The 25,404-nt window shown below is 45.4% G+C and carries 32 protein-coding genes and 2 pseudogenes; 22 read left to right on the forward strand and 12 right to left on the reverse strand.

Annotated elements, in window-relative coordinates; all coding sequences use genetic code 11:
* The first annotated feature begins 54 nt into the window (after positions 1-54).
* From dynA to ACQE26_RS13480, 4 genes are all read left to right on the forward strand, one after another.
* Positions 55-3,636: a dynamin GTPase gene (dynA, locus tag ACQE26_RS13465; RefSeq protein WP_500469727.1), complete on the forward strand. Its 3,582-nt coding sequence runs from the start codon at positions 55-57 to the stop codon at positions 3,634-3,636.
* A 67-nt stretch (positions 3,637-3,703) separates the two neighbouring features.
* Complete coding sequence (locus ACQE26_RS13470; RefSeq protein ID WP_438420094.1) at positions 3,704-3,961, forward strand: YpbS family protein; 258 nt, start codon at positions 3,704-3,706, stop codon at positions 3,959-3,961.
* A 76-nt stretch (positions 3,962-4,037) separates the two neighbouring features.
* On the forward strand, positions 4,038-4,181 hold the full coding sequence (gene ypzF / locus ACQE26_RS13475; RefSeq protein ID WP_101605452.1) for a protein YpzF: 144 nt from the start codon (positions 4,038-4,040) through the stop codon (positions 4,179-4,181).
* Between the two features lie 96 nt (positions 4,182-4,277).
* Positions 4,278-5,165, forward strand: a complete 888-nt coding sequence (locus tag ACQE26_RS13480) for a 5'-3' exonuclease (protein WP_438420093.1) — start codon at positions 4,278-4,280, stop codon at positions 5,163-5,165.
* 5 nt (positions 5,166-5,170) lie between these two features.
* Here ACQE26_RS13480 and sspL read toward each other — a convergent pair whose 3' ends face one another.
* From sspL to ACQE26_RS13495, 3 genes are read right to left on the reverse strand one after another with little or no spacing between them, the layout of a single operon-like run.
* Positions 5,171-5,299 (reverse strand): small, acid-soluble spore protein L, encoded by a 129-nt coding sequence (sspL, locus tag ACQE26_RS13485; protein WP_003153575.1) that lies wholly within the window; start codon positions 5,297-5,299, stop codon positions 5,171-5,173.
* 51 nt (positions 5,300-5,350) lie between these two features.
* On the reverse strand, positions 5,351-5,743 hold the full coding sequence (locus ACQE26_RS13490) for a reverse transcriptase-like protein (protein WP_060965027.1): 393 nt from the start codon (positions 5,741-5,743) through the stop codon (positions 5,351-5,353).
* A gap of 6 nt (positions 5,744-5,749) precedes the next feature.
* Positions 5,750-6,430, reverse strand: a complete 681-nt coding sequence (locus tag ACQE26_RS13495) for a queuosine precursor transporter (RefSeq protein WP_013352616.1) — start codon at positions 6,428-6,430, stop codon at positions 5,750-5,752.
* 81 nt (positions 6,431-6,511) lie between these two features.
* Here ACQE26_RS13495 and ACQE26_RS13500 point away from each other — a divergent pair, with 81 nt between their 5' ends.
* Both ACQE26_RS13500 and ACQE26_RS13505 read left to right on the forward strand, forming a co-directional pair.
* Positions 6,512-7,186, forward strand: coding sequence for a ribonuclease H family protein (locus ACQE26_RS13500; protein WP_438420092.1), 675 nt, complete (start codon positions 6,512-6,514; stop codon positions 7,184-7,186).
* 2 nt (positions 7,187-7,188) lie between these two features.
* Positions 7,189-7,371 carry a zinc-finger domain-containing protein gene (locus ACQE26_RS13505; protein WP_003153581.1) on the forward strand — a complete coding sequence of 61 codons (183 nt, stop codon included), beginning with the start codon at positions 7,189-7,191 and terminating at the stop codon, positions 7,369-7,371.
* A gap of 29 nt (positions 7,372-7,400) precedes the next feature.
* Here ACQE26_RS13505 and ACQE26_RS13510 read toward each other — a convergent pair whose 3' ends face one another.
* A complete protein-coding gene (locus ACQE26_RS13510) occupies positions 7,401-7,658 on the reverse strand; it encodes a DUF2564 family protein (RefSeq protein ID WP_016936693.1) in 258 nt (85 codons plus the stop codon).
* A 159-nt stretch (positions 7,659-7,817) separates the two neighbouring features.
* Here ACQE26_RS13510 and ACQE26_RS13515 point away from each other — a divergent pair, with 159 nt between their 5' ends.
* Positions 7,818-8,000 (forward strand): hypothetical protein, encoded by a 183-nt coding sequence (locus ACQE26_RS13515; protein ID WP_012117812.1) that lies wholly within the window; start codon positions 7,818-7,820, stop codon positions 7,998-8,000.
* 51 nt (positions 8,001-8,051) lie between these two features.
* Here the strand turns inward: ACQE26_RS13515 and cspD are convergent, their stop codons facing one another.
* The 4 genes and pseudogenes from cspD to metA form a co-directional block, all read right to left on the reverse strand.
* Positions 8,052-8,252 (reverse strand): cold-shock protein CspD, encoded by a 201-nt coding sequence (gene cspD / locus ACQE26_RS13520; protein ID WP_003153604.1) that lies wholly within the window; start codon positions 8,250-8,252, stop codon positions 8,052-8,054.
* Between the two features lie 15 nt (positions 8,253-8,267).
* A pseudogene (locus ACQE26_RS13525) lies at positions 8,268-8,379 on the reverse strand (hypothetical protein); the annotation flags it as partial.
* 87 nt (positions 8,380-8,466) lie between these two features.
* Complete coding sequence (locus ACQE26_RS13530; RefSeq protein ID WP_047474497.1) at positions 8,467-9,609, reverse strand: diglucosyl diacylglycerol synthase; 1,143 nt, start codon at positions 9,607-9,609, stop codon at positions 8,467-8,469.
* A gap of 224 nt (positions 9,610-9,833) precedes the next feature.
* Complete coding sequence (gene metA, locus ACQE26_RS13535) at positions 9,834-10,739, reverse strand: homoserine O-acetyltransferase MetA (protein ID WP_060962495.1); 906 nt, start codon at positions 10,737-10,739, stop codon at positions 9,834-9,836.
* Positions 10,740-11,021: 282 nt separating this feature from the next.
* Here metA and ACQE26_RS13540 point away from each other — a divergent pair, with 282 nt between their 5' ends.
* The 6 genes and pseudogenes from ACQE26_RS13540 (at position 11,022) to ACQE26_RS13565 (ending at position 16,439) form a co-directional block, all read left to right on the forward strand.
* Entirely contained in the window at positions 11,022-11,504 is a 483-nt protein-coding gene (locus tag ACQE26_RS13540; protein WP_016936690.1) for a glutathione peroxidase, read from the forward strand.
* A pseudogene (locus ACQE26_RS13545) lies at positions 11,501-11,964 on the forward strand (HD domain-containing protein). Before ACQE26_RS13540 ends, ACQE26_RS13545 begins: the two are co-directional and overlap by 4 nt.
* 79 nt (positions 11,965-12,043) lie before the next feature.
* Positions 12,044-13,177 (forward strand): conserved virulence factor C family protein, encoded by a 1,134-nt coding sequence (locus tag ACQE26_RS13550; protein ID WP_500469735.1) that lies wholly within the window; start codon positions 12,044-12,046, stop codon positions 13,175-13,177.
* A 258-nt stretch (positions 13,178-13,435) separates the two neighbouring features.
* Positions 13,436-15,112 carry a dihydroxy-acid dehydratase gene (ilvD, locus tag ACQE26_RS13555; protein WP_016936688.1) on the forward strand — a complete coding sequence of 559 codons (1,677 nt, stop codon included), beginning with the start codon at positions 13,436-13,438 and terminating at the stop codon, positions 15,110-15,112.
* Positions 15,113-15,194: 82 nt separating this feature from the next.
* Positions 15,195-15,629 (forward strand): BrxA/BrxB family bacilliredoxin, encoded by a 435-nt coding sequence (locus tag ACQE26_RS13560; RefSeq protein WP_500469737.1) that lies wholly within the window; start codon positions 15,195-15,197, stop codon positions 15,627-15,629.
* Between the two features lie 39 nt (positions 15,630-15,668).
* Positions 15,669-16,439: a class I SAM-dependent methyltransferase gene (locus ACQE26_RS13565; RefSeq protein WP_500469739.1), complete on the forward strand. Its 771-nt coding sequence runs from the start codon at positions 15,669-15,671 to the stop codon at positions 16,437-16,439.
* A gap of 20 nt (positions 16,440-16,459) precedes the next feature.
* On the opposite strand, the gene ACQE26_RS13570 is transcribed toward ACQE26_RS13565, so the two are convergent.
* A complete protein-coding gene (locus ACQE26_RS13570; RefSeq protein ID WP_500469741.1) occupies positions 16,460-16,588 on the reverse strand; it encodes a hypothetical protein in 129 nt (42 codons plus the stop codon).
* 114 nt (positions 16,589-16,702) lie between these two features.
* Between ACQE26_RS13570 and ACQE26_RS13575 the strand changes: the two genes are divergently transcribed.
* The 4 genes from ACQE26_RS13575 to ACQE26_RS13590 all read left to right on the forward strand — a co-directional run bounded on the left by ACQE26_RS13575 (position 16,703) and on the right by ACQE26_RS13590 (position 19,330).
* A complete protein-coding gene (locus ACQE26_RS13575) occupies positions 16,703-17,311 on the forward strand; it encodes a YpjP family protein (RefSeq protein ID WP_060962500.1) in 609 nt (202 codons plus the stop codon).
* Positions 17,312-17,411: 100 nt separating this feature from the next.
* Positions 17,412-18,206: a thymidylate synthase gene (locus ACQE26_RS13580; RefSeq protein ID WP_438420089.1), complete on the forward strand. Its 795-nt coding sequence runs from the start codon at positions 17,412-17,414 to the stop codon at positions 18,204-18,206.
* Complete coding sequence (locus ACQE26_RS13585; RefSeq protein WP_500469743.1) at positions 18,203-18,688, forward strand: dihydrofolate reductase; 486 nt, start codon at positions 18,203-18,205, stop codon at positions 18,686-18,688. The genes ACQE26_RS13580 and ACQE26_RS13585 overlap by 4 nt, the downstream gene beginning before the upstream one ends.
* A 21-nt stretch (positions 18,689-18,709) precedes the next feature.
* Positions 18,710-19,330: a lysophospholipid acyltransferase family protein gene (locus ACQE26_RS13590; protein ID WP_500469745.1), complete on the forward strand. Its 621-nt coding sequence runs from the start codon at positions 18,710-18,712 to the stop codon at positions 19,328-19,330.
* A 41-nt stretch (positions 19,331-19,371) separates the two neighbouring features.
* Here the strand turns inward: ACQE26_RS13590 and trhA are convergent, their stop codons facing one another.
* On the reverse strand, positions 19,372-20,010 hold the full coding sequence (trhA, locus tag ACQE26_RS13595; protein WP_500469747.1) for a PAQR family membrane homeostasis protein TrhA: 639 nt from the start codon (positions 20,008-20,010) through the stop codon (positions 19,372-19,374).
* 15 nt (positions 20,011-20,025) lie between these two features.
* Positions 20,026-21,012 carry a sigma 54-interacting transcriptional regulator gene (locus ACQE26_RS13600; RefSeq protein WP_500469749.1) on the reverse strand — a complete coding sequence of 329 codons (987 nt, stop codon included), beginning with the start codon at positions 21,010-21,012 and terminating at the stop codon, positions 20,026-20,028.
* A gap of 184 nt (positions 21,013-21,196) precedes the next feature.
* On the opposite strand from ACQE26_RS13600, the gene ilvA reads away from it, so the two are divergent.
* The 5 genes from ilvA to ACQE26_RS13625 all read left to right on the forward strand — a co-directional run bounded on the left by ilvA (position 21,197) and on the right by ACQE26_RS13625 (position 24,895).
* Positions 21,197-22,465 (forward strand): threonine ammonia-lyase IlvA, encoded by a 1,269-nt coding sequence (ilvA, locus tag ACQE26_RS13605; RefSeq protein ID WP_438420085.1) that lies wholly within the window; start codon positions 21,197-21,199, stop codon positions 22,463-22,465.
* A gap of 92 nt (positions 22,466-22,557) precedes the next feature.
* Positions 22,558-22,809: a DUF2535 family protein gene (locus ACQE26_RS13610; protein ID WP_016936679.1), complete on the forward strand. Its 252-nt coding sequence runs from the start codon at positions 22,558-22,560 to the stop codon at positions 22,807-22,809.
* Between the two features lie 98 nt (positions 22,810-22,907).
* The gene (gene scuA, locus ACQE26_RS13615; RefSeq protein WP_269774914.1) at positions 22,908-23,489 is read left to right on the forward strand and encodes a cytochrome c oxidase assembly accessory protein ScuA; all 582 of its coding nucleotides are present in this window, start codon (positions 22,908-22,910) and stop codon (positions 23,487-23,489) included.
* A gap of 77 nt (positions 23,490-23,566) precedes the next feature.
* Positions 23,567-24,322: an SGNH/GDSL hydrolase family protein gene (locus tag ACQE26_RS13620; protein ID WP_500469752.1), complete on the forward strand. Its 756-nt coding sequence runs from the start codon at positions 23,567-23,569 to the stop codon at positions 24,320-24,322.
* 9 nt (positions 24,323-24,331) lie between these two features.
* The gene (locus ACQE26_RS13625; protein WP_016936676.1) at positions 24,332-24,895 is read left to right on the forward strand and encodes a YpmS family protein; all 564 of its coding nucleotides are present in this window, start codon (positions 24,332-24,334) and stop codon (positions 24,893-24,895) included.
* Positions 24,896-24,945: 50 nt separating this feature from the next.
* Here the strand turns inward: ACQE26_RS13625 and ACQE26_RS13630 are convergent, their stop codons facing one another.
* A complete protein-coding gene (locus tag ACQE26_RS13630) occupies positions 24,946-25,371 on the reverse strand; it encodes a MarR family transcriptional regulator (RefSeq protein ID WP_060962506.1) in 426 nt (141 codons plus the stop codon).
* Between the last annotated feature and the right edge of the window lie 33 nt (positions 25,372-25,404).

Here is a 25,404-nt window from a genome sequence, read left to right on the forward strand (position 1 = left end):
TTTCTAAAAACGAAAACGTCATTTGATGCGACAGACACAAAGGGGTAAAGACACATGACAGAAGAAGAACGCCGTAACAGGGAGATGTTCAGCAGAACGGGAGCTTTATACGCACAATTTTTGGATCACCATGATGAAAAACGGGCCGATCAGCTCGCGGCCATTATGAAAAAAGCGGCTGATGAAGAGGTTTATATCGCGTTTACCGGGCATTATTCGGCCGGAAAATCCTCTTTATTAAACACATTGCTCGGTGAGGACATACTGCCGACAAGTCCGATTCCCACAAGCGCCAACCTCGTTGTCATCCGGCACGGTGCGGATAAAGTCGTGCTTCATACGACTGACGGGGCTTATGCAGAAATAGAAGGAAGTTACGATAAAGAACAAGTGCAGCAATTTTGTAAAGACGGTGAGCAGATTGAGACGGTGGAAGTCTATGCCGGCTTTGAGGAGTCAGAGCCCCATGCGGCCTACATTGACACACCGGGGATTGATTCAACCGACGAAGCGCATTTTTTATCAGCCGCATCAATTCTTCACCAGGCTGATGCTTTATTTTACGTCGTTCATTATAATCATGTTCATTCAGAAGAAAATATGCTGTTTCTCAGCTCCGTCAAGGACCGTGTTCCGAATCTGTTTTTGATCGTCAACCAAATTGACAGGCATGATGAAACCGAAACAAAGTTTGAAGAGTATCGCAAGCAGGTGGAAGAGATGCTCGAAGGCCTTGGAATACCGAAGGAATCGCTTTTCTTTACATCTGTCACCGAGCCTGATCATCCGTTAAACGGCATTGAAAAGCTGAAAAAACATCTACAGCAGCTGAAACGGCAGGCAAAAACAAATCTATGGTCCTTAACGAAGAAAAAAGTCGAACACGTGGTCAAGGAGCATACAGACATGCTCGTAAAAGATGCGAAGAGCGGCAGCGGGGAGCGGTTTGAGAAACAGGAAACACTCGTCCGTTCTGTCGAAGCTGAACTTGAAAATGCCGTTCAACAGGCTGAAACAGCAGAGAAAGACATCAGAAAAGACGTGCAGAACATCTTGCAAAACGCTAATCTGACACCGTTTGAGATGAGGGAGCTTGCATCTGCTTATATTGAATCGCAGCAGCCCTCGTTCAAAACAGGATTTTTCTTTTCAAAAGCGAAAACGGCAGCGGAAAAAGAGAGAAGGCAGGCTGAATTTTTTGCTGATATTAAAAAAAGAACGGAAGGGGAAGCGGATTGGCATATTATCGACACATTTACGAAAGCGGCCAAGCGTTATGAAGCGGAATCTGATAAACTGATCAAGAAAATACAGGCGTACCGCACAACGCTTTCTGATGATATCACCGCACAGGCCCTAAAGCAGGGAGCGGCCTTTTCAGCTGAATACGTATTAACCTATTCGAAAGATCTCGCCGACATGATCCGAAGAGAAGCGAAAAGGCAGACAGCAGAGCTCATTGAGGAACTGACCGCTTTTGTGCAGGCAAAAAACGGACCGCTTATAGAGAGCCTGAAAAAACGGCTTGAGAAAGAAAGAGCAATAAGAGATGAACTTGCGCAATCGGCAGAAGAAGAGCGCAATGCCGAAGAAAAAGCTTCCCGCGTCCGCGCTTTGTGGGAAGAAGAATCAGCCTATGATACGGAAAGCAGCGACTGGTATACACGAAAAAAACGCCTTGCGAAAGCGCCCGTCCAAAAAGAGAAACCAATAGAGACTGTACTGCATGAAGTAAGCCAGCCCGAGAAAATTGCGGTGAAGGAACTTTCTATAAAAGAGCAAGTGGATCGGTTCTATGAACTGGCGGGGATTCTTGACTCATCAAGCCTATTAGGAAAACAGGCAGAAGCCTTTCGAAACAGGATTGAGCGGCTTGAAAACCGTCAATTTACATTGGCGTTATTCGGAGGTTTCAGCTCGGGGAAATCATCGTTCGCCAACGCGCTGGTCGGGGAATACGTGCTTCCTTCATCACCGACGCCGACAACGGCTACGATCAACAAAATAACGAAACCGCAAGACGGCAAACCGCATAAATCTGCGGAAATCGTTTTTAAAACGGAAGAGGAGCTGGACGCTGAAATGCTTCAGCTGACAGAGCTGAAAGATGCTGACATAAAAGGGCGGTCACTGAACGAGAGATGGAATTATGCCATTAAAAAGGGAAAAGTGCCTGATGATCTTACGCCGGTGATTCAAACGATGCTTCAGGCGTTTAATACGTACGAAGAACAGATCCGTCAGAGGCTGACACTGACGGTTCCGATTGAAGATGTAAAACCGTACGCAGCTGAAGAAAAAACGGCCTGCTGCGTGAAGGAAGTCACAGTGTATTATGATTCGCCTCTCACGCAAAAAGGCATTACCATTGTTGATACGCCGGGAGCAAGCAGTATAAACAAGCGCCATACAGAGCTTGCCTTTCAATATATAAAAGATGCTGACGCGTTCTTTTATATGACGTACTATCAGCATTCTTTTTCAAAAGGAGACAGGTCTTTTCTGAAGAAACTCGGCCTCGTCAAAGAATCATTCGGCATGGATAAAATGTTTTTTGTCATTAACGCTGCCGATCTTGCCAAAACGGAAAGCGAGCTGGAAACTGTCAAAGACTATGTCCGTTCTGAACTCTCAAAAGAAGGAATTAAACAGCCGAAATTATATCATGTTTCAAGTAAAGAAGAGCTTGCGGGGAAAAATAAAGCTTTCTATAACGGATTCTCTGATGTAAGAACCGGACTTGCGCACTTTATTGAGGGAGATGTAATGAGGGCCAGCTGCGCGCAGCTGCAAACAGAGGCGGACAAATTGTGCGATATGGTGGAACAGCTTCATGAATCTCTTCACCAGTCGGCAGAAGAAAAAGAAAAAAAGAAACAGCGTTTGGAATCTTCTTATGAAAAAGCACTCGCTGATGTTTCAAAGCGCCGTACGTCTGAGGTCATCATTCGAAAAGTGATGAAAGATACGGAAGAACAGCTCTATCACATTAAACATCGTCTGTCGTTTTATGCGAATGATATGCTGAAAACCGCTTTCCATCCGGGCCTTCAAAATGGCGATTGGAAACGAAATCTATCAGCGGCGCTGAAGGAGGCGCTGAAGGAATTCCGTTTTGAATACATGCAAGAGCTGAAGACGCTCGATATCCGGATGACAGGGTTTATTGAGCGCCATATGACTGAGGAGTGGATGGAGAACTGCCGGAAGAAGCTCATGGAAGACGGGGATTTTTCCATTTATGTCAGCGCTGAAAACGAATTTGCCGTTCAGCTGAAAGAGGTCGCGCCGGTCATTGACGTCTCAGCATTCACACATCACGTTAAAGAAGTGAAATCGCCGAAACAGTTTTTTGAACAGAACGGAAAAGCGTCATTTGTGGAGGGACTCAGGCTCAGCCTGCAAAAAGTGACAGAAAGATGGCTTGAGCAGGAGAAAGAAAGCCTTTCAGCGCGCTATACTGAGCAGGTGCGCCGGCTTCAGGAAAAAATGGCGGCTCAAAGCCTGTCCCAGATCCGCGAGCAGCGTGACACTTATATACGGGGGCTTGCGGAAAATACTGGTACCGGAGAAATTGAACGCCTTTACGAAGCCGGAAAAGCATGGAAAAAGAAAGATGAAATGCTGAAAATTTAAAAATCCGGTTGGCGGGTAGATAACAGTCGTGGTAGACTAAAATGAAAAAAGCGAGATGAAACCTTTTATGTCAGAAGTCCATAAAGCAATTTCAGCACATTCCGCAAATCAGCATCAGCACGTCAAAACATTTGTGCAGCTTGACTATCAGCGTGAACAGGCGATTGAAGAAGCCATTGTAAAATGCAGACGGAATGAACCGTTCACGACAGATGTCATCAACGGCATCACCGCAAAAATGAACCAGCTGGCTGAAAAGGGAATAGTGCCGCAAAGGCGATTCGTAAGTGAAGAAATGGTGAAAGAATTCGTCAGCAGACCGTAATGGTTGAACCTGCCGTGTGTGGCGTCAGCGCTTGCTGCGCATACTATCCGTATCTTCTCTAAGGGGGGATATGACAATGGGCAGAACAAAGCTGGGAAACAGAAATGCACAGCAGAATAACAATGCCAAAAAGAAAAACGGCTTCGGACAGACATTTGATTCCTATGCCGGCCGTGAAGCTGAAAAGCTGATGGCAAGCAATAAAAGACACGGCGAGTAACGTGACGGCAGCATCTTCCAAACGGGAGGATGCTGTTTTTTTACGGCTTTCCTATGGTAAAATAGGAGCATTGAATAAAAAAGGAGTTTTCGATATATGAATAACAAATTACTGCTCGTTGACGGCATGGCGCTTTTATTCCGTTCGTTTTTCGCCACGGCCGTGCATCGCAATTTTATGATAAATGAAAACGGAATTCCGACAAACGGAGTCAACGGATTTTTAAAGCATCTCATTACGGCGGTTGATACTTTTCAGCCCACACATGTCGTCTGCTGCTGGGATATGGGAAGCAAAACGTACCGCAATGACTTGTTTCAGGATTATAAGGCAAACCGGAGCGAACCGCCTCTTGAGCTCATTCCGCAATTTGATTTAGCGAAAGAAGCGGCGCGTGAGCTTGGGTTTTTAAACATCGGTATAAAAGGCTATGAAGCGGATGACTGTATCGGTACGCTCTCTGCCTTATTTTCCGGGGAAGCGGAAATTACGATCGTAACGGGCGATAAGGATCTGCTTCAATTGCTGAATGAACAAGTTCAGGTGGCCCTGCTGCAAAAGGGCATCGGCAATTATAAGGTATATACAGATGAGATATTCAGAGAAGAAATGGGAGTTCCTCCAAAAGCGCTGATTGACATAAAGGCGCTGATGGGAGATACAAGCGACAACTATCCCGGCGTTAAAGGAATCGGAGAAAAAACGGCGTACAAGCTGATCCGTGAATACGAAAACATAGAACGGTTATTAGAAAGTCTCGCTTTACTGCCGAAGGGCCAGCAAACGAAAATTCAGCAAAGCTTAAAAGAATTGGAGCTGTCAAGGCAGCTTGCTGAAATACATTGCGAAGTGCCGTTAGTCTGTACGCTTGAAGAAGCGATTTTTTCATTGAAGATGGAAGAAGCATCCTTAATGCTCAGACGCCATCAGATAAAAGGAATTGAAAGGATGCTCGAAAAACTGAACGCCAGAGAGATCAGCTGATCCCTCTAGCGTTTTGTATTGCTTTTTTTTGCATTGTTTTCAAGGGCTGATTTCGGGTCTTTGTGCGCATTTCCCTCCATATTTCCCTGAGGATTCACGCCTCCGGTCAGCCGGCCTTTATTTTCTTTTCTCATAGCTGTTCACCTCATTTGTAGGATGAACAGTATGACGCAATTTCATTCCGGTTATTTATTCAGCCGAACCGCTTTTTTTGCGAGCTGATCGGCTGTTTGGTTCTGTCTGCCGGGAATCCACTTAATAAAAAACAATGGAAACCCGGCCTTTAATCGGACAATTTCATCCACAAACGGCTGGAAAGCCTTGTTTTTAACCGCTTCAAGTTCAGCGGCCCGCTCCACGATATCTGAATCCGTCCGGAATGACACGGAATCATATCCGCGGGCGGCACACAGCTTCATTCCTTCAATTAAAGCGAGAAATTCAGCTTCCTGATTTGAATGGTCGCCGATCGGAATTGAGAAAGATTCTGATTTCCCCTCATGCTTAATAAAAATACCGATACCGGACGGACCCGGGTTTCCGGCGCTTGCGCCGTCTACATAAATTTCAGCGGGCATCATCCGTCACTCTCCGTTCGGTGTCATTCGTTTTGCCGCATATGCGTATGGGACAGAAATGAGTGATACCGCAAATTTAATCAGATAAGTTGAAATAAAAATGCTGAACCACACTCCCGCAGAATAAACACCGATAAAGGCCACGGCAGTGAAGATAAATGTATCCAGCAGCTGGCTGAGCGCCGTGCTTCCGCTGTTTCTGAGCCAGAGAAGCCGATCAGAAGGAAAGATTCGCCGAATGGCGGAATATACATAAACATCTATCGTTTGGCTGAAAATAAAAGCCAAGAGGCTTCCGAGCGCAACACGCGGCAGAAAACCGAAAATCGTCTCAAGGGCAGGCTGCGCGATATCTGACGCAGCCGGTTTATATAAAAGAGCCCCCTGCATGGCGCATGTCAAAGCGAGCAAAGTGGAAAAGCCGAGCCAGACGGCTTTGCGCGCTTCCCGGGGACCGTATTTTTCGTTCAGCACATCAGTTGCGAAGAAAACGGTGCCGTACATGATGTTTCCGAGTGTCGCCGTAAGACCGAACAGCTCAACTGTTTTGACGACCTGCAAGTTGGCGCACACCGTGGCGAAACCGATCCATACAAATAGGCCCGTTTTGCCAAATCCTTTATAAAACAAAAGAACAATGATAAAATGAATGATCGCAAATAAAATCCATAACACATCATTAAACAAAACCTGCTGACTTCCTTTCAATTTGAGAATGGTTTGATTATAGCACACGCCCGTCAACTAATGAATGGTAAGGTGATTTCAATGAATCTTAAGCCGTATATCGAAATAGAAGCAAAAGGAACAGGCCCAGTCGCGTTTTTTTCTGAAGATTGGCTGACCGTTCCGAAAGCGCGCATGCTTGCAAGAGAAGTCAGCCGCTTTCCATATATAAAAGACATTTATTTTGAGGATGAAAAAGGCGCAAGCTGGACGCTAAAAGAGCTGGAAAAACTTACGGAAGAGCTTGCGCACGAACCTGACGACATTACGGTGTATTTCGACGGCGGCTTTGACAAAAAAAGCGGCTTAGCCGGACTCGGAATTGTCGTGTATTATTCTCTCGGCGGCAAGCGCCACCGCATACGAAAAAACAAAAGCTTAACGCTTCAGACGAACAATGAGGCGGAATATGCCGCGTTGTACGAAGCGCTTAAGGAAGTGCAGGAACTTGGCGCAAGCAGAAATTCAATCACGATAAAAGGGGATTCCCTCGTCGTTTTGCATCAGCTTGACGGCAGCTGGCCGTGCTATGATGATACGCAAAACGACTGGCTCGATAAAATTGAAGCGCTGCTCGAATCCTTACAGCTGACACCGACATATGAAGCCGTAAACCGAAAGGAAAATCAAGAAGCGGATGACCTTGCCAGAAAAATTCTTTCGGATGACCGGCAGATTGAAAGCCGCATTATACTAGAAGGTAACGGAGATGACTGATATTGGATAAAAAAAGCATTTATAAAGAATTGACAGAGCTTCAGGATGAATATTGCAAAGACTGCTTTGTTAAAAAGCATTTCCGCAAGGAGTTCGGAAAAACGCACGCCCATTCTTTCTGCATTAATCAATGCACAGTGGGGGAGAAACTGAAAGCCTACGGCAAGGTGCTGACAAATCAATAATAAAAAATAAAACCGCAGCTTTTGCGGTTTTATTTTTTGAATTCATCGAGCTGGTGCTGGCAATCGTCCAGAAGCATTCGCTGCTTTTGCAGGAAATCTTGATCGAGTGCCTGCAGTTCACTGGATTGTGACATCGTTCTCGCATCCTGAATCGCCTGGTAAGCAGATTCAACCAAAGTTGAATTTTGACCCCGAGTAGCCGCGCCTGTTGTTTTCTGGGCCGTTTCCACCGCTAATTCAAGCTGGCGTTTATCCGTCAGTCCGTTTGGAAAAAATTCAGAGTCCATAAAAAACACCTCCGCAAATAGTTTGGAGATTTTTTTTAGAAATATGTATGGAAAATAGAAAAAAATATAGAAAATAAGCCGATATAACTATTGAACCTGATAATTAGGGCTTATTTACTATTATTCAGGGTATCTTGGGAGAGAAGGGAAAAACCAGCCGTGAATGATAAAGATTTAAAAACAATCCTTCAGCAGACATTTAAAGAAATATACGGTGATTTGGGAAGTTTAGCGGAAATGGCGAAAAAAGGAATGCCGTCAATGGAGAAACAAATTGAAGAAATCGAGCAGCGGTGCAAGCAGAATCTTGTAGCAATCGAGATTCAGACGGCAATCAAATAGGAGAGGCATGCGCCTCTCCTCTATTTGTCATCTGATCAACATGTATTGAGTTTAGAGTTTTACAACATTAGAAGCTTGAGGTCCACGATTACCTTCGACAATTTCAAAAGAAACTTCTTGTCCTTCTTCTAATGATTTGTATCCTTCTCCTTCGATAGCAGTGAAGTGAACAAATACATCGTCTCCGCCTTCAACTTCGATGAAGCCGAATCCTTTTTCGTTATTGAACCATTTTACTTTACCGTTTTGCATATTGCTTAATTCCTCCTAGTACTGTAGCACCTTCGTGCTAAAAAAAATTTTGTCATCATCCAACCGTACGTATGTAAACGTTGTTAAATGATGGTTCAACTATACACCAAATGGGAGCGGGCGTCAAGCGGCCGCTCCCTATTTTTTATCTTTATTTTTCCAGCGGCAACACTTATCCGAACAAAAAGCACACGAATCATTCGTGTGCTTTTTGTTATGACATTGCCATATCTGCCTTCCCGGCCATCAGTTCAGATTCTTTTATAATGTCCTGCAAAATGACTTCAGAAGAGTTGGGGAGGTGAAGGCTTTTAATATTGTCCTTCATCCGGTTCAGCTTTTCCTCATCCGCAAGAAGGGAGGTGACAGACTCTAAAATTTCTTCGTGGCGGTTGACCACGACAGCCGCACCGCGGTCTTCAAAGAAAATGGCATTTTCCTTTTCCTGTCCTGGCACGGGTTTGTACAAAATAACCGGTACGCCGATCGCTGTCGCTTCCGTCAGCGTGATGCCGCCCGGTTTTGTAATCATGCAGTCCGTAATCCGGAACAGCTCGTCGATTCTTTCTACATAGCCGAGCACTTTAAGCCGGTCGGTATTGCCGCTTTCCAAGCTGCTGAGTGATTCTTTCAGCGAGCCGTTTTTGCCGCATACCACTACAACCTGGACCTGATCGTCATGAACGAGGTTTTCGCACAGTTCTTTTACGTTTTTCAGCACACCATGCGCTCCCGCCATAATAAGAAGCACTTTTTTGTCGGGAGAAAGATTGTATTTTTTATAAATCGGTTCTTTCGGCATCGTTTCCTCGAATTGAGGCCTGATGGGAATGCCTGTGATCTTTACGTTGTTCGGATGAGTGCCGATTTCAATCAGTTTTTCCTTCACGTAATCCGTGGCGACATAGTATTTATCCACATTTTCATGAACCCAGATTTTGTGAAGGCAGAAATCGGTCATAACGTTGAACGTCGGGATCACTTTTCCGGTTCTCCGTCTGTATTCCGGTACGACAATCATCGGAAATGTATTGATTATAATGTCTGGCTTATGCTCTTCGACGAGCTGGCCCAGACGTTTATTTCCCATTTTAAAATAAATATTGAATTTGCGTTTATTATAGATTTTGTCAACTCCGTAATAAAACAAACGATAAAACTGTTTCCCGATTGAGAAGCTTTTTAAATAAAGGTATTGAGTAACCTCTGAAACAATCGGATTTGACTCTTGATACAAATTGGAAACCGTCACTTTTAAGCCGAGACGCAGACATTGTTCGTAGAGCGTTTTGGCCACTTGAACATGTCCGTTTCCGTAATTTGCAGTCAAAATTAATACTTTTTTATTGGTATTCAAGTAAATTCACCTCAATGTAATCAACAACAAGCAAGCTTCATGCATCGTAAGGAGTTATTGTCTATAGATAAACATAACACAAGTACATCATTTTATAATAAGCGCGGCAACATATTTAAACTAAATTTAATTGATATGTTCCAGTATTTTAAAGTTCTGTTATACCCATACTGAATCAAGAGTATTTTATCATATTTTTGTCACCGTATCACTCAAAACAAAAATTAATCCCATTCATACGGGGTTTCCTGATATACATAATAATTCAGCCAATTCATAAACAATAACGTCGCATGAGCCTTCCAGCGGTTTACAGGTTCTTTCCCGCCGGGTGCAAAATAGTGCTTAGGAGCTTCTACGTTTGAAAGCTTTCTTTCTATATCCCTCTCATACTCCTGAAGAAGCGTATCAGTATCGTATTCCGGGTGACCCGTTAAGAAAATCTGCTTTTCGTCTTTTGAAACGATTAAACAGACACCGGCTTCTTCTGAAACGCTCAGCACATCCAAATCTGAAGCCGATTTCAGCTGCTCCGTATTAATATCTGTATGCCGTGAGTGGGGCACATAGTATAGCTCGTCAAAGCCTCTTACCAATCTCTCGTGTTTTTTAAGAACGGTATGCTCAAACACGCCGAAGATTTTTTTCGGCAGCTCCGTTTTTTCAATGCCGTAATGGTAGTATAAACCGGCTTGAGCTCCCCAGCAGATATGGAGCGTTGAAGTGACGTTCGTTTTGCTCCACTCCATAATTTCCTTTAATTCTTCCCAGTAAGAAACATCTTCAAACGGCAGGTGCTCAATCGGAGCGCCGGTAATAATCATTCCGTCAAACCGTTTGTGGCGGATGCTGGAAAATTCCGTATAAAATTCATCCAAATGCTGCCTTGCTGTATTTTTTGGAGTATGTGTGCTCGGAATTAGGAATGTAAAGTGAACTTGTAAAGGCGAATTCCCAAGCAGCCTGAGGAGCTGGGTTTCCGTTTGGATTTTTTTCGGCATCAGATTTAAAATCACGATCTTCTGCGGCCGGATATCCTGGGAAAAAGCCCGGCTTTCATCCATTACAAAGATGTGTTCACTTTCAAGCACCTGCTTAGCGGGCAGGTGATTTGGTATATTAATAGGCAACATGCCACCTCCGTTATTCCCCGTTAATTTTCTTCATTATAGAAATTTTTAAGCCATTTTTCAATCCATCCCGGCGTAATAAGCCGCAATTAACGCATAAAGACAGGATGAAAGCGGCAAATGGGCATAAATTCGGGGCGGCTCTTTATTATGACGGGCAAAGAGCCGTTTGGTTCCTCGAAAAAAATGTTTACCGGTAAATGGAAGGGAAAAGCGGTTTCCGTTTGTTTTGCATTGTAAAACAGTTAAAATAAATGAAGAATGAAAGAAGGAGGGGCGCAGATGACAATCTACGACATAAACGTACGGACCATAACCGGCGAAGACATGACGCTATCGGCTTACAGGGGCAAGGTGTTGATCATTGTGAACACAGCGAGCAAATGCGGGTTCACGTCCCAGCTCAAGCAGCTTCAGGAGCTCTATGATACATACCGGGAGGAAGGGCTTGAAATATTAGGATTTCCCTGCAATCAATTTATGAACCAAGAGCCCGGAAATGAGGCGGAAATTCAGGAATTCTGTGTGAAAAATTACGGCGTCACATTCCCAATGTTTGCGAAAGTGGATGTCAATGGAGCAGACGCTCATCCTCTTTTCACATATTTGACGGAGAAGGCGAAGGGGATGCTCGGCACAAAGGCGGTCAAATGGAATTTCACTAAGTTTATTGTGGACCGAAACGGCGAGGTCACCGGGCGTTTTTCTCCAAACGTCAACCCGAAGGAGCTTGAAGATACAGTACAGAGGCTTTTGGCTCTATAAGAGGTGACACGGTGAACGAAAAAGAACTGCTTATCAATGAACGAACGTGCCATGACTGGCTTCATATTTCCCGGATCGCAACACTTTCTGTTTGTATTGCAAAAGAAGAAGGCGCACCGAGGCGGCCGCGCTGGTTCATGATCTAATTGATGATAAGCCCGAAGAAAGGCTGACGGCGGGCGGAGTGACAGAACGGCTGGCTGCTCTTTCAACATCGCGCATGACTCCGTTCGGGAGATTGCGGGTATGATCACAGGGATGTCATTTTTGCACAGGGAACCGCTGAAAAAACGGCCGCTTTCATTGGAAGGAAAAGTTGTTTCAGGATGCAGACATGCTTGATGCGATTGGCGCTGCGGGTATCGGCTTAATGAATACAAAAACAGGGGGCGGATTGGCAGGGGAGCGGCATCAATTTCTATTGCAGTTTGCCGCCAGCATTCAAAAGAGGCCGGCATGACAAAAAGCTAAGCGGGGCAATAGAACGCGTGTACAGGCTGTGTTAGAATAAGTGTCAGATTGTGCATAGGAGGACCAAAATGAAGATTAAATCAATAGAACCGACGCCGAGTCCGAACACGATGAAAGTGATCTTGACTGAAGAGCTTCCGGCAGGCAAAAGCAACAATTACAAGCCGGATCAGGCAGAAGATGCTCCGGCCGTCGTACGTGATATTTTAAAGATTGAGGGAGTAAAAGGCGTTTATCATGTTGCTGATTTTTTGGCTGTGGAGAGAAACGCCCGTTTTGACTGGAAGGAAATTCTGCCGCAAGTCCGATCAGCCTTCGGAATGGAACAAACGGAGCAAACTGAGAGCCGTTCTGAACAGGAATCATTCGGAGAAGTGAAGGTTTTCGTCCAAATGTTCAGCGGAATCCCGATGCAGGTCAAATTGACGGACGGCGAACGTGAAGAACGGTTCGGCCTTCCGGAACGTTTTCAAGAAGCCATATTAAAGCTGCGTTCGGAAGCCTCAAATGTCGTATTTGAGCGCTCCTGGAAAGAACAAGGCGTCCGCTTCGGGGATTTTACCGAAATCGGACACGATGTCACAGAAGAGCTTCAGGCTGCTTACAGTGATGAGCGGCTCAAACGCCTGACCGAAGCGGCCGTACAGCAAAAGGGTGAGGCCAAGCCGGCAGTGCAGCGGAAAGCTTATAAAGTGACTCCGGACATGCTCGATGATGAAGACTGGAAACAGCGCTATGCCCATCTTGAGCAAATGGACCCGGATGAAGACGATTTACCTGTATTGGAAAAAGCGCTTCATGATCCGAAGACCTCGATCAGAAGACAAGCCGTCGTCTATTTAGGAATGATCGAAAAGCCGTCTGTGCTTCCGCTTTTATACAAAGCGCTTGAAGACAAAACGGTGACGGTCAGAAGGACGGCGGGTGACTGCCTGTCAGATATCGGCGATGCGAGCGCAATTCCGGCAATGATAAAATCGCTCAGTGACTCAAGCAAGCTCGTGCGCTGGCGCGCGGCCATGTTTTTATATGAAGTCGGCGATGAAACGGCGCTGAAAGCATTAAAAGCGGCGGAAGACGATCCGGAATTCGAAGTCAGCCTGCAGGTCAAAATGGCGATTGAACGGATTGAGCACGGAGAAGAGGCAAAAGGTTCAGTCTGGAAACAAATGACTGAAAGCAGAAAAAAAGAACAGCAGTAATAAAAAGGTGCGCCATGCACCTTTTTTATTTGAATTCACTTTTTATAAAAATTATTTAGAATATTGTTGAAAAATGATTCAAAACTCTATATAGTAAGTACAATATTAATTGTTGGAGGGTTTTTATCGATATACAAAAAGAATACGAAAGCGGACAGGGCGGAAACGCTGTAACTGGAGATATATACAGAATGCGCCCTTAAATAAACTGAAAATTTTAAAAATATCGCACAGTCTAAAAACAGTAGGGGGATCACCATGGCAGAATTACGCAGCAACATGATCACACAGGGAATTGACAGAGCGCCGCACCGCAGCCTGCTTCGCGCTGCCGGCGTAAAAGAAGAAGACTTCGGCAAGCCGTTTATCGCGGTCTGCAATTCATACATCGATATCGTTCCCGGACATGTTCATCTGCAGGAATTTGGAAAAATCGTAAAAGAAGCAATCAGGGAAGCGGGCGGAGTCCCTTTTGAATTTAACACAATCGGAGTAGATGACGGAATCGCAATGGGGCATATCGGAATGAGATATTCGCTGCCGAGCCGTGAAATCATTGCCGATTCAGTTGAAACGGTCGTCTCGGCGCACTGGTTTGACGGAATGGTCTGCATTCCGAACTGTGACAAAATTACGCCGGGAATGCTGATGGCGGCTATGCGGATTAATATCCCGACCATTTTTGTCAGCGGCGGGCCGATGGCAGCCGGCCGCACAAGCGATGGCCGCAAGATCTCGCTTTCTTCAGTATTTGAAGGCGTCGGCGCCTATCAAGCCGGGAAAATCGGTGAAGGCGAACTGCAGGAGCTGGAACAGTTCGGCTGTCCGACGTGCGGATCTTGTTCAGGCATGTTTACGGCAAACTCGATGAACTGTCTGTCTGAAGCGCTCGGGCTGGCGCTTCCGGGCAACGGAACAATTCTTGCGGCTTCTCCGGAAAGAAGAGAGTTTGTGAGAAAATCAGCGGCCCAATTGATGGAAACCATTAAAAAGGACATTAAGCCGCGTGATATCGTCACAGAAAAAGCGATTGACAACGCGTTTGCGTTAGATATGGCTCTCGGCGGCTCAACCAACACAGTGCTTCATACGCTTGCGCTTGCCAATGAAGCGGGAGTCGAGTACTCATTAGAACGCATTAACGAAGTGGCTGAACGAGTACCTCACTTATCGAAATTGGCGCCGGCCTCGGATGTCTTCATTGAAGATCTGCATGAAGCGGGCGGAGTCTCTGCGGCCCTTAATGAATTGGCGAAAAAAGAAGGCGCGCTTCATCTTGACGCGCTGACTGTAACAGGCCGGACACTCGGAGAAACAATAGCAGGTCATGAAGTAAAGGATTATGACGTGATTCATCCGCTTGACAATCCGTTTACCGAAAAAGGCGGTTTGGCCGTGCTGTTTGGGAATCTGGCTCCGGACGGCGCCATTATCAAAACAGGCGGCGTACAGGACGGGATTACAAGACACGAAGGCCCCGCTGTCGTCTTTGATTCACAGGATGCCGCGCTTGAAGGCATTATAAACCGCAAAGTAAAAGAAGGAGACGTTGTCATTATCCGTTATGAAGGTCCAAAAGGAGGCCCTGGCATGCCGGAGATGCTCGCTCCGACTTCTCAGATTGTCGGAATGGGGCTCGGCCCGAAAGTGGCGCTTATTACAGACGGACGCTTTTCAGGGGCGTCCCGCGGCCTTTCAATCGGCCACGTATCCCCTGAAGCGGCTGAGGGCGGCCCGCTCGCATTCGTCGAAAACGGAGACCATGTCATCGTTGACATAGAAAAACGGATTTTGGATGTGCAAGTGCCTGAAGAAGAATGGGAAAAACGTAAGGCGAATTGGAAAGGCTTTGAGCCGAAAGTCAAAACAGGATATCTTGCACGGTATTCCAAACTCGTGACAAGCGCCAATACGGGCGGAATCATGAAAATTTAAATCAGCGGCCTGAACAATTGAATTCCGGCTCCCTCTATAGTATCCTTGACATCATATCAGGATTTTAGAGGGGGCTGTTTTTATGTCAATGGCTTATGAAGAATATATGCGCCAGCTGGTCGTGCCGATGCGCCGCGAGCTGACGGGCGCGGGTTTTCAGGAATTAACGACGGCGGAAGAAGTGGAAAGCTTTATGGAACAAGCTGAGGGCACGACATTGGTCGTTGTCAACTCCGTGTGCGGCTGTGCCGCGGGTCTTGCCCGTCCGGCTGCGACTCAGGCTGTTTTACAGCATGAAAAAGCGCCTGATACTACGGTTACCGTATTTGCCGGTCAAGATAAAGATGCGACTGCAAAAATGCGTGAATATTTTACGGGGCAGGAACCTTCCTCGCCATCAATGGCGCTGTTAAAAGGGAAAGAGGTCGTTCACTTTATTCCCCGCCACGAAATCGAAGGGCATGACATGGAGGAAATTATGAAAAATCTGACGGATGCCTTCGATGCACACTGCTGAAATGCCCGAATTCCGGGCATTTTCTTTTTGGAGAAATAAATGATCACAACCAGTTACAGACCTAGCGAATATACGATACACATAGCACAGTCACTCAGTGACAGGCTGGGTGACACCTATTGCAGCCGCAATAAACAGCCCATTGAAAAAATGCTGGAACGAGCGGCAAACGATCTTTTGGTCATCGGAAAGGAACGGTTCGAACTTTACACGAAGCAAGGGGAAAAGTTCTTTTTTCACCCGAATACAGCGATGTTCCGGGCAAAGCGGTTTTTGAGAGGGGAAGCCGAGCCGATGTTAAAAGCAGCCGGTTTACGCGAAGGGGACTCCTTTTTAGATTGCACGCTCGGCCTGGCATCCGATGCGATTTTGGCAAGCATGGCTGTCGGAAAAAGCGGACAAGTAATCGGCCTGGAGAAAAATGAGCTTGTCTCATTGCTTGTTAAAACAGGCCTTCAAACGTGGGAAACCGGTATTGAACCGCTGCAAGCCGCCATGAAACGCATTCAAGTCAAGCTTGCCGACTGCGCCGATTATTTGCGGGAGCTTCCTGATTCATCAGTAGATGTCATCTATTTTGATCCGATGTTTCACGAACCTATTGAAACGTCAGACGGTATTGCGCCGCTCCGTGCGCTGGCAGAAGAAGGTTTTAACGAAGAGTGCATCACGCAAGCCGTTCGGGCGGCGAAAAAATGCGTAGTGCTTAAAGACCATTGGAAAAGCCCGCGGTTTGAACGATACGGCTTCAAGGTGCTGAAAAGAAAAACGGCGCTTTTCCACTTCGGTGTCATTCATGTAAGCTCATGATATCATGAGCTTCTCTTTCGTTAATCAGTGATTTCCATCACGATAAAATAAAGCAGCGTGAGAAGTGATACAGTCGCAAATAAAGCGTTAATCATCTCATCCCCTCCTTTTTCTCTTTCTAATTGTAAGCGGTTTAGCCGCTCGGTCACAGTTACCAATTTCCCATATTGTATGATCAGGCGCTTCCGGACATGACGCCGCGCTTTGATCTATGCTAGAATATAGGGACAAGAGGACAATAAAACAGAGGGGAACTATCTATCATGAAATTGTGGATGAAAAAGACCCTTGTGGTTCTGTTTACCATTGTAACGTTCGGGCTCGTGTCTCCTCCGGCTGCTTTGATGACAGACAAGCCTTCAGGACAGTCGAGCAGTCTTGAGCAGAATGATTACACCGCTTTTTATGATGAACACTCCCTGCCGGGGGAAGAGAAGGCAGGGCGGGAGCCTGAGTTACAGTTTCAATCGTATCAGCAGCAGCTTCTTGGTGATGCTGAAAATCAATCACTTCTAAAATTCGGCAGCAAAATCTCTCCGGTCATTGAAGATGATTACAGAAGTGAAATTCTGCCGAAAATCGAAGATGTGATCACAGGGCATTTAGCCAAGTTTCAAGATGATGAAGCGTATCAGGATGTGGTCATTTCCAGCAAGCCGTCAGCCGGAAAAACCGAAAAAATTTTTCATGTGTATAACAGGCTGACGGGTGAAGATCTTTTAAGATTCCACGTCCGCCGGGATCATCCTCCGCAAGACGGCTACTGGTTTAATTTTCATTACCATACCGCTGAAGACGGATTCCAATCACACCATGAACTCGGCAGCATTTATTGGGACCGGAATACGCCCCCTGACTGGATGAGCGTGTAATAACGTGAAGAAATAAAAAAATCATTTCTGAGAAATTTTGCAGAAATGATTTTTTATTGTGTTACACTACTAAAAGACTACGTTAAAAGGATGAAAAAAGATGAAACAATATAAAGATTTGTGCCGTCATGTGTTAGAAAACGGAGAAAGAAAAGGAGACCGTACGGGAACGGGGACGATCAGCACGTTCGGCTACCAAATGCGGTTTAATCTTCAGGAAGGTTTCCCGATGCTTACGACGAAAAAGCTCCATTTTAAATCAATCGCGCACGAGCTGCTTTGGTTTTTAAAAGGAGACACGAATGTCCGCTACCTTCAGGAAAACGGAGTACGCATCTGGAACGAATGGGCCGATGAAAACGGAGAGCTCGGACCGGTTTACGGCTCTCAATGGCGCTCATGGCGCGGAGCGGACGGCGAGACGATTGATCAAATCTCCCGGCTGGTTCATGACATCAAGACCAATCCGAATTCCCGGCGGTTAATCGTCAGCGCGTGGAATGTCGGCGAAATTGATCATATGGCGCTTCCTCCTTGCCACTGCCTGTTTCAGTTTTATGTCGCTGACGGAAAACTGTCGTGCCAGCTTTACCAGCGGTCGGCGGATGTTTTTCTCGGCGTGCCGTTTAATATCGCGTCTTATGCGCTTTTAACAATGATGATCGCGCATGTGACGGGTCTTGAACCGGGTGAGTTTGTTCATACGTTCGGAGACGTCCACATTTATCAAAACCATGTGGAACAGGTGAATTTGCAGCTGACAAGAGATGTCCGCCCGCTGCCGAAACTGCGGTTTGCGCGCAACGTTGATTCTATTTTTGATTTTACGTTTGAAGACTTTATCATTGAGGATTATGACCCCCATCCGCATATAAAAGGAGCTGTCAGCGTATGATTTCGTTTATTTTTGCGATGGATGAAAACCGGCTGATCGGAAAAGATAACGATCTGCCTTGGCACCTTCCGGATGATCTCGCATATTTCAAAAAAGTGACGACTGGACATACCATTGTGATGGGGCGGAAAACGTTTGAATCAATCGGACGTCCGCTTCCGAATCGGCGTAACATCGTTGTAACTTCACGGGACGAATCCTTATTTCAAGGCTGTACTGTCGCTTCCTCGGCTGAGGAAGTGCTCAAACTGATCCCGGGGAATGAAGAATGCTTTGTAATCGGCGGCGCCCAGCTGTACAGTGCGCTCTTTCCACATGCGGACAGACTCTACATGACTAAAATTCATCATGTCTTTGAAGGTGACCGTTTTTTTCCGGAGTTTAATGAAGCTGAATGGGAATTGACATCCCGCAGACAGGGAGTAAAAGATGAAAAAAACCCTTACGATTATGAGTACCTTGTATACGAGAAAAAGAATTGAGATCGAGCAGGGGGACAAGAATTGATTCGTTACGGCTGCCTTGTCATGTACGTTGTATTTATGTTCATGAAAAATATTCAGGAATATATCAATCAAAAAGAGCTTGACCCGCGGCTTTCTTTTCAAAAACAGATGAAACGGGTGTACGAACAGCCGAAAGCGTTTATGAGGGGCTGCATTGACGTGTCGGGATCGGTAATCAGCATTTATCATGATCGGCTGATACCGGACGGACCTGTATTGTATGTGCATCCCAGATTAGGTGTGGGTGATCTTGTGCTGCTTGCGGGACATCTTGAAGATCCGGCTGGTTTTATTGCCGGCAAGAAAGCTTTCCGGATGCCGTTTCTCAGGAATTGGCTGAGACTGATGGGTGTCATTTGTGACCGAGACAGCCGGGACGTGCTTCAGGAGGCGGAAGTCCGCCTGCAAAAAGGACAAAGCCTGATTCTTTCTGAAGACGGCAAAATCAATCCGGAGGAACTGGCCCTGCGTTTTGACCTTCCGATTGTTCCGGTCAGCACAACGGGAACAGACCGGCTGCTTCGGGGCAGATTATTGAAACGGCTGAAACCGGCTGACATTGAATTGCATGTCAAGCCCGCTTATTATCCGGCCGTTCAAAAACGGCTCCGTGCATAAAAAAAGCACAGTCTCTTTACGAGAGGCTGTGCTTTTTTATTTCAGATAAAGGGAACTTTGACACAATAAAATAAAATACAGAAAAACATTGAGGCGCTGCCTCCTAAAACAAAGCTGTGCCAAATGGCGTGATGAAACGGGATCTTTCTCCAAATATAAAAAACGGTGCCGGCGGAATATAATAAGCCGCCGAGAAGAAGAAGGCCGAATCCAGGGCCTGACAGCGAAGCGTACAGCGGTTTAATGGCGACGATAATCAGCCACCCCATCATTAAATAGACAAGCGTTGAAAAAATGATAAACCGCTTCACGAAAAAGATTTTAAACACGATGCCTCCGAGGGCAAGCGACCAAACGATAATTAAAAGAGTCAGGCCGAGTGCGCCTTTAAGCGGCCCTAATAAAAATGGCGTATATGTCCCCGCTATTAAGACGTAAATCGCGGAGTGATCCACAATCTCCAGAATGTCTTTCGTTTTTTTATGCTGAATGCTGTGCAGGAGAGTCGAGCTGAGATACAGAAGCAGCATTGAGGCGCCGAAAATCGAGAAGCTGACGATGTCTGTCGGCGATCCGTATTTCACCGCGAAGATAATGAGAAAAATCAGCGCCGGAATCGACAGCAATACACCGATTCCGTGTGTGATGGCATTTGCGATTTCTTCTTTAATCGTGAACAATCAAATGTCCTCCTTTTAAAGGATTTGTTTTTGCAGTGACTGCAAAAAGCCTAACCCTTCTATTGTGATTTTTGTTCCTGCGCGTCCCCGGCCTTTTGTGACATAGTTCATCTTTTCTAAGTAATCAAGCCTGTTTCTGACCTGCTGAGGCGTCAATGTCATTGTGCCGTTTTCGCTTAATTCAGATATGCTCCGTCTGCTGGCGGGTACGCCTTTGGCATTTAAGTCTTTGATTGATTCCAAAATAAACAAAAATTCTTCTTTCTCCATCAATGTCAGGCGCTTTTCTTTTTTCTTGGCGGTTTTCGCTTTCTGGCTGTTTTTGATATACGGCGGGACATCCTCGGGATAAATCGTACTGCCGGAGGCTGCCGCAGCCATATAATGCGCCGCGTTTTGAAGCTCTCTGATGTTGCCGTTAAAGGTGTGCCGCTCAAACAGCGGATAAACGGACGGATCGAGATGCAAATGCTGCCCAGAGGCTGCCAGAATATGCTGAAGAAGGAGCGGTATATCGCCTTTTCGTTCAGATAAAGCAGGGAGCGGAAGGCATAACACGTGAAGCCTGTAAAATAAATCTTTGCTGAACGTGTTTTCCGCATCGGCAAGATCCGCCGTGCTGCTTGCAATGATGCGGGCGGAAAGCCCGGCATCAAGCTCTGAAAGAAGGCGGGCCTGTACCGAAAGCGGCATGTCTCCGATTTCATATAAGAATAATGTTCCGCGGCGGGCCCTATTTAATGCACCTTCAGCACAGAACAGTTCATGATTGAGCCGCTCTTCGCTTTGGCTGCAGTGAACGGTAATAAATAGTTCGCTGTTTCTGCGGGATTTATGATGGATCGCTGCGGCCATTTGTTTTTTTCCGGTTCCGACTTCACCCGTGATGAAGACCGGCTGATCCGATAAGGCGAATTTGGCGGCCAATCGTTTCGTTTCTAAAAAGGATTTATGTTCGCCGGCTAGCTGATGAAAGGGATCAAATTGTACAATTACAGTCATGAATTGGCTCCTTTTGGTTCTAATTGGTTTAAGTATAACATGTTTTCACCTTTGAAAATATCTTTTTCTCGTGAATCGGTTTATTTAATTTTATTTACGAAATTCAAATAATTATCTTATTATTTGAATATTCATGTTATAATGGCATATTAAATAGGGATTTAAATAAGAAAGGACTCTGTAAATGAAACCGTTGCTTAAAGAAGACTCTCTCATCCAGGTAAAAGACATTTTAAAAGCGCACCAAAACGTAAAGGACGTTGTGATACATACGCCTTTGCAGAGGAATGACAGACTTTCTGAGAGATATGATTGCAATATCTATTTGAAAAGAGAAGACCTTCAGGTGGTCAGATCATTTAAGCTCAGAGGGGCTTATAATAAAATGAGACAGCTCTCAAAAGAGCAGACTGAAAACGGAATTGTCTGCGCCAGTGCGGGAAACCACGCGCAGGGGGTTGCGTTCTCATGCAAACATCTCGGCATTCACGGCAAGATTTTTATGCCGTCAACCACACCGAGACAAAAGGTATCTCAAGTGGAGCTGTTCGGAAAAGAATTTGTTGAAATCATATTGACGGGTGACACTTTCGATGATGCATATAAGAGTTCTGCGGAATGCTGTGAAAAGGAAAACCGCACGTTTATTCATCCGTTTGACGATCCGGACGTCATGGCCGGGCAGGGAACGGCTGCCATTGAAATTTTAAATGACATTGACGTTGAGCCGCATTTCCTTTTTGCGAGTGTAGGGGGAGGAGGACTCCTTTCCGGCCTCGGCACGTACATGAAAAACATTTCGCCGGAAACAAAAATCATAGCGGTGGAGCCGAAGGGCGCAGCTTCCTATTTTGAATCGAAAAAAGCCGGACAAGTCGTTGAACTTGAGAAAATCGAGAAATTTGTCGACGGGGCGGCTGTAAAAAAAATCGGCGCGAAAACTTTTCAGACGCTTGAAACCGTAGTTGATGACATTCTTCTTGTCCCGGAAGGAAAAGTGTGCAGCACAATTCTCGAATTATACAATCAATGCGCCATCGTAGCTGAGCCGGCGGGTGCATTGTCCGTGTCGGCACTTGATCTGTACAAGGAAGAGATTAAAGGAAAAAACGTCATCTGTGTGGTCAGCGGAGGGAATAACGACATCGGCAGAATGCAGGAGATGAAGGAACGCTCCATGATTTATGAGGGGCTGCAGCACTATTTTATCGTTAATTTCCCGCAAAGGGCGGGAGCGCTTCGCGAATACCTTGATGAAGTGCTCGGGCCTGATGATGACATCACCCGGTTTGAATATACGAAAAAAAATAACAAAAGCAGCGGACCTGCATTGGTCGGCATTGAGCTGAAACATCGGGAAGATTACGGCGCGCTCATTGCCCGGATGGACCGAAAAGGATTTCATTACGTAGAAGTGAATAAAGATCAGGACCTGTTCCACCTGTTAATCTGACTTTTTTTAGAACGGCCGCGCAAAATGACAGACACGCTTTCTCAGATTGTATATAATAAAAAGAAAACAATCGAAAAAGAAGGATTGATATCTTGTTACTCAAAAGCCTAGAGTTCAAACGACAGGACGGGATTCAGGTGAAAGTGACAGAAATACCGGTTGTCACGAAAGGTGAACATTATTTTTTTCAAATTCATCGGCACCTTGAGCTTTATTTGAGAGAAGTTTTTGCTTCACGAAGTGTGAGAACAGTGTATTCATTCCGACAATATGTTAAGCGCCGTATGAAGTGGAAAGATTACGAGGCCGTTTTCAACCAAGAGATATTAAAACATAACGCATGACGGCGCGCATTCCTTAGCGCCCTCCTTTTGATAAGGGAGGGTGCGGGGATTTTTTTATGATGAATGCTGTAAGCGTTTTATCCATGGGGGGAATGGAAATGAAAAAAATGAAAAGCTTCGCTGCCGTCATCTGTTTGCTGCTCTTGTGCGCCTGCGGCGGGAAGACGATAAAAGACCCGCTGAACTATCAGATTGAGCCGTTTTCCTATCAGAACCAAGACGGAAAAACAGTGTCACTGAAAAGCCTGAAGGGGCATGTCTGGATTGCGGATTTTATGTTTACAAATTGTAATTCCGTCTGTCCGCCGATGACAGCCCATATGACTGAACTGCAAAAAAGACTGAAGGCTGAGAACCCGGATGTGCGGATTGTGTCGTTCAGTGTAGATCCTGAAAATGATACGCCTAAACAGCTGAAAGCATTTGCTTCCAAATATCCGCTCTCACTTCGTAACTGGGATTTTCTGACCGGTTACAGCCAAAAGGACATTGAAGATTTTGCGCTGAACAGCTTTAAAGCAATTGTCAACAAGCCGAAGGGGGAAGATCAGGTCATACATAAAACTTCTTTTTATTTAGTCGGACCTGACGGCAAGGTGCTTAAAGATTATGACGGCGTGCAGAAAGTTCCGTATGATGACATCCTCTCAGATGTCAAAGCGGCTGAGGAGCTCAAGTAAACTGGCAGATTAGACATTTTCAAATCTGAAAAAACATGTTACACTTTCCACTAGTAGACGTGGAAGGAGCAACCAGATTGAAGCTGCGAATGTTCTCATTGATCGCCGGACTGGCCTTGCTTTTATCAGCTTGTTCTGTCCAGCGCACCGGTTCTGATGCTGAAGAACCGAAAACGAAAGATCATATTGTCATAGCTGCGGTCGGAGATTCATTAACTGAAGGAGTAGGAGATTCTGACGGTTCAGGATACGTCGGCAAGGTGGCGGATTCCCTCAAGAAAAAGGGACATGTGAAAACGGTAGATATTAAAAATTATGCGGTGCAGGGCGACAAGACGTCTGACCTGCTTAAAAAGCTTGATGATAAAAAAGTGCAGAAATCATTGAAGGGCGCCGACTATATCTTTTTTACCATCGGCGGTAATGATTTAATGAAGGTGCTCCGCCAGAACGTTATGCAGCTGACGGTTCAGCCGTTCCAAAAGGAAGAGAAACCTTTTGAAAAACGGTTCAAGGCGATCATTTCAAAAATACGCAAATACAATCAAAACGCTGAGCTGGTGTATGTCAGCATGTACAATCCGTTCACATTTACGCTGCCTGAGTTAAAAGAGATTAACGGGGTTGTGACTGATTGGAACCAGATCGCCGCAAAAGAGCTGAAAAAAGATCCTCACGCCGCTACGGTGAATGTTGAAGACTTGTTCAGTCAAAAAAGCGGCAGCAGCCGGATTTCAAAGGATGATGATTTTCATCCGAATGCAAAAGGGTATACACTCATCGCCGATCGATTGTACGGCACTATTGAAAAACAAGGGTTACCAGCAGAATAGGGTGAAATGATGAAGAAATGGAAATCGCTGTTTTTTATTCTTCTTGCACTCAATGTGATTGCCGCCGCGGTCATCGTGACATTGATGGTTATGCCGGGAGAACAGGCGAAAATACAAGATGAGACAAAAAGCGAGTACGGCTTTCACATTACCAGCTCAAAAGAATCACTTGCCAGGTTTGTGAATTCGTACTTAAAAGAGAAGGCATCGAATCAGCTTGACTACAAAGTGGACATCAATAACGACGTGCACGTAGCCGGTAAAATCAAGGCGTTCTCAACATCTATTAATGCGGTTGTCACATTTGAACCGTCCGTACAAAAGAACGGAGATGTGGTTCTGAAAGTGACGAAGTTTTCATTAGGTGAATTAAGCCTTCCGATCAGCTTTGTGCTGAATTATATGGACAGCTTTTACGAACTGCCGTCATTTGTGCACGTTCATCCAAGTGATAAAAGCATTGAGGTCCGTCTGTCGGAAATGCCATTAGACAACGGTATGTATGTTAAGGCTGATAAAATCAATCTCGACACGGATGAAATTGAATTTTCCTATTATCATCCGAAGCAATAAGTTTTCATAAAAAAACACAGATCCTTTCTGGGATTTGTGTTTTTTACGTTTCAGCGTTTTTTATCCAGCTTGCTGAACAGTTTGATTAACGTTGCAAGCTCTTCATCAGAGTAGCAGTCAAACCGTTTAAAAAAGTATTCTGTTTTTTTCTGGTTGAAATGATCGACAATTTTCTCCCCGTCTTCCGTAATATGGATTCTGATAATTCGTCTGTCCTCTTTAGAACGGATGCGGGTGATCCATTCCTTTTCTACTAAAGCGTCAGTCACTGCGGTAATGTGGCTTGCGGAGACCTCAAGAATGGGAGCGAATTCCGTTACTTTTTTAGGTCCTTGTTCACTGAGAATCCACAAAATGGTGAATTCGTTCCTGGACAGCTCTTTATCTAGAATTTCATTAACTTCATTTCTGATTTGTTTAAACACTTTTCGAAGCAAAGCTTCCATATCATACATCATTTGTGTTCTTACTTTCAAAACATGAACCTCCAATATGTAGTCAGCGCGGCA

This window comes from Bacillus sp. 5RYD7K (assembly GCF_059831465.1).

What these genes read in the sequence shown, in the direction of transcription:
- ACQE26_RS13580 (WP_438420089.1), top strand. Translation starts at nt 17,412, where the DNA reads ATGAAACAATATAAAGATTTGTGCCGTCATGTGTTAGAAAACGGAGAA.
- ACQE26_RS13510 (WP_016936693.1), bottom strand. Translation starts at nt 7,658, where the DNA reads ATGGACTCTGAATTTTTTCCAAACGGACTGACGGATAAACGCCAGCTT.
- ACQE26_RS13600 (WP_500469749.1), bottom strand. Translation starts at nt 21,012, where the DNA reads ATGACTGTAATTGTACAATTTGATCCCTTTCATCAGCTAGCCGGCGAA.
- scuA (WP_269774914.1), top strand. Translation starts at nt 22,908, where the DNA reads ATGAAAAAAATGAAAAGCTTCGCTGCCGTCATCTGTTTGCTGCTCTTG.
- ilvD (WP_016936688.1), top strand. Translation starts at nt 13,436, where the DNA reads ATGGCAGAATTACGCAGCAACATGATCACACAGGGAATTGACAGAGCG.
- ACQE26_RS13470 (WP_438420094.1), top strand. Translation starts at nt 3,704, where the DNA reads ATGTCAGAAGTCCATAAAGCAATTTCAGCACATTCCGCAAATCAGCAT.
- ACQE26_RS13560 (WP_500469737.1), top strand. Translation starts at nt 15,195, where the DNA reads ATGTCAATGGCTTATGAAGAATATATGCGCCAGCTGGTCGTGCCGATG.
- ACQE26_RS13540 (WP_016936690.1), top strand. Translation starts at nt 11,022, where the DNA reads ATGACAATCTACGACATAAACGTACGGACCATAACCGGCGAAGACATG.
- ilvA (WP_438420085.1), top strand. Translation starts at nt 21,197, where the DNA reads ATGAAACCGTTGCTTAAAGAAGACTCTCTCATCCAGGTAAAAGACATT.
- ACQE26_RS13585 (WP_500469743.1), top strand. Translation starts at nt 18,203, where the DNA reads ATGATTTCGTTTATTTTTGCGATGGATGAAAACCGGCTGATCGGAAAA.
- ACQE26_RS13480 (WP_438420093.1), top strand. Translation starts at nt 4,278, where the DNA reads ATGAATAACAAATTACTGCTCGTTGACGGCATGGCGCTTTTATTCCGT.
- cspD (WP_003153604.1), bottom strand. Translation starts at nt 8,252, where the DNA reads ATGCAAAACGGTAAAGTAAAATGGTTCAATAACGAAAAAGGATTCGGC.
- ACQE26_RS13500 (WP_438420092.1), top strand. Translation starts at nt 6,512, where the DNA reads ATGAATCTTAAGCCGTATATCGAAATAGAAGCAAAAGGAACAGGCCCA.
- ypzF (WP_101605452.1), top strand. Translation starts at nt 4,038, where the DNA reads ATGGGCAGAACAAAGCTGGGAAACAGAAATGCACAGCAGAATAACAAT.
- sspL (WP_003153575.1), bottom strand. Translation starts at nt 5,299, where the DNA reads ATGAGAAAAGAAAATAAAGGCCGGCTGACCGGAGGCGTGAATCCTCAG.
- ACQE26_RS13550 (WP_500469735.1), top strand. Translation starts at nt 12,044, where the DNA reads ATGAAGATTAAATCAATAGAACCGACGCCGAGTCCGAACACGATGAAA.
- dynA (WP_500469727.1), top strand. Translation starts at nt 55, where the DNA reads ATGACAGAAGAAGAACGCCGTAACAGGGAGATGTTCAGCAGAACGGGA.
- ACQE26_RS13490 (WP_060965027.1), bottom strand. Translation starts at nt 5,743, where the DNA reads ATGCCCGCTGAAATTTATGTAGACGGCGCAAGCGCCGGAAACCCGGGT.
- ACQE26_RS13575 (WP_060962500.1), top strand. Translation starts at nt 16,703, where the DNA reads ATGAAATTGTGGATGAAAAAGACCCTTGTGGTTCTGTTTACCATTGTA.
- ACQE26_RS13625 (WP_016936676.1), top strand. Translation starts at nt 24,332, where the DNA reads ATGAAGAAATGGAAATCGCTGTTTTTTATTCTTCTTGCACTCAATGTG.
- ACQE26_RS13565 (WP_500469739.1), top strand. Translation starts at nt 15,669, where the DNA reads ATGATCACAACCAGTTACAGACCTAGCGAATATACGATACACATAGCA.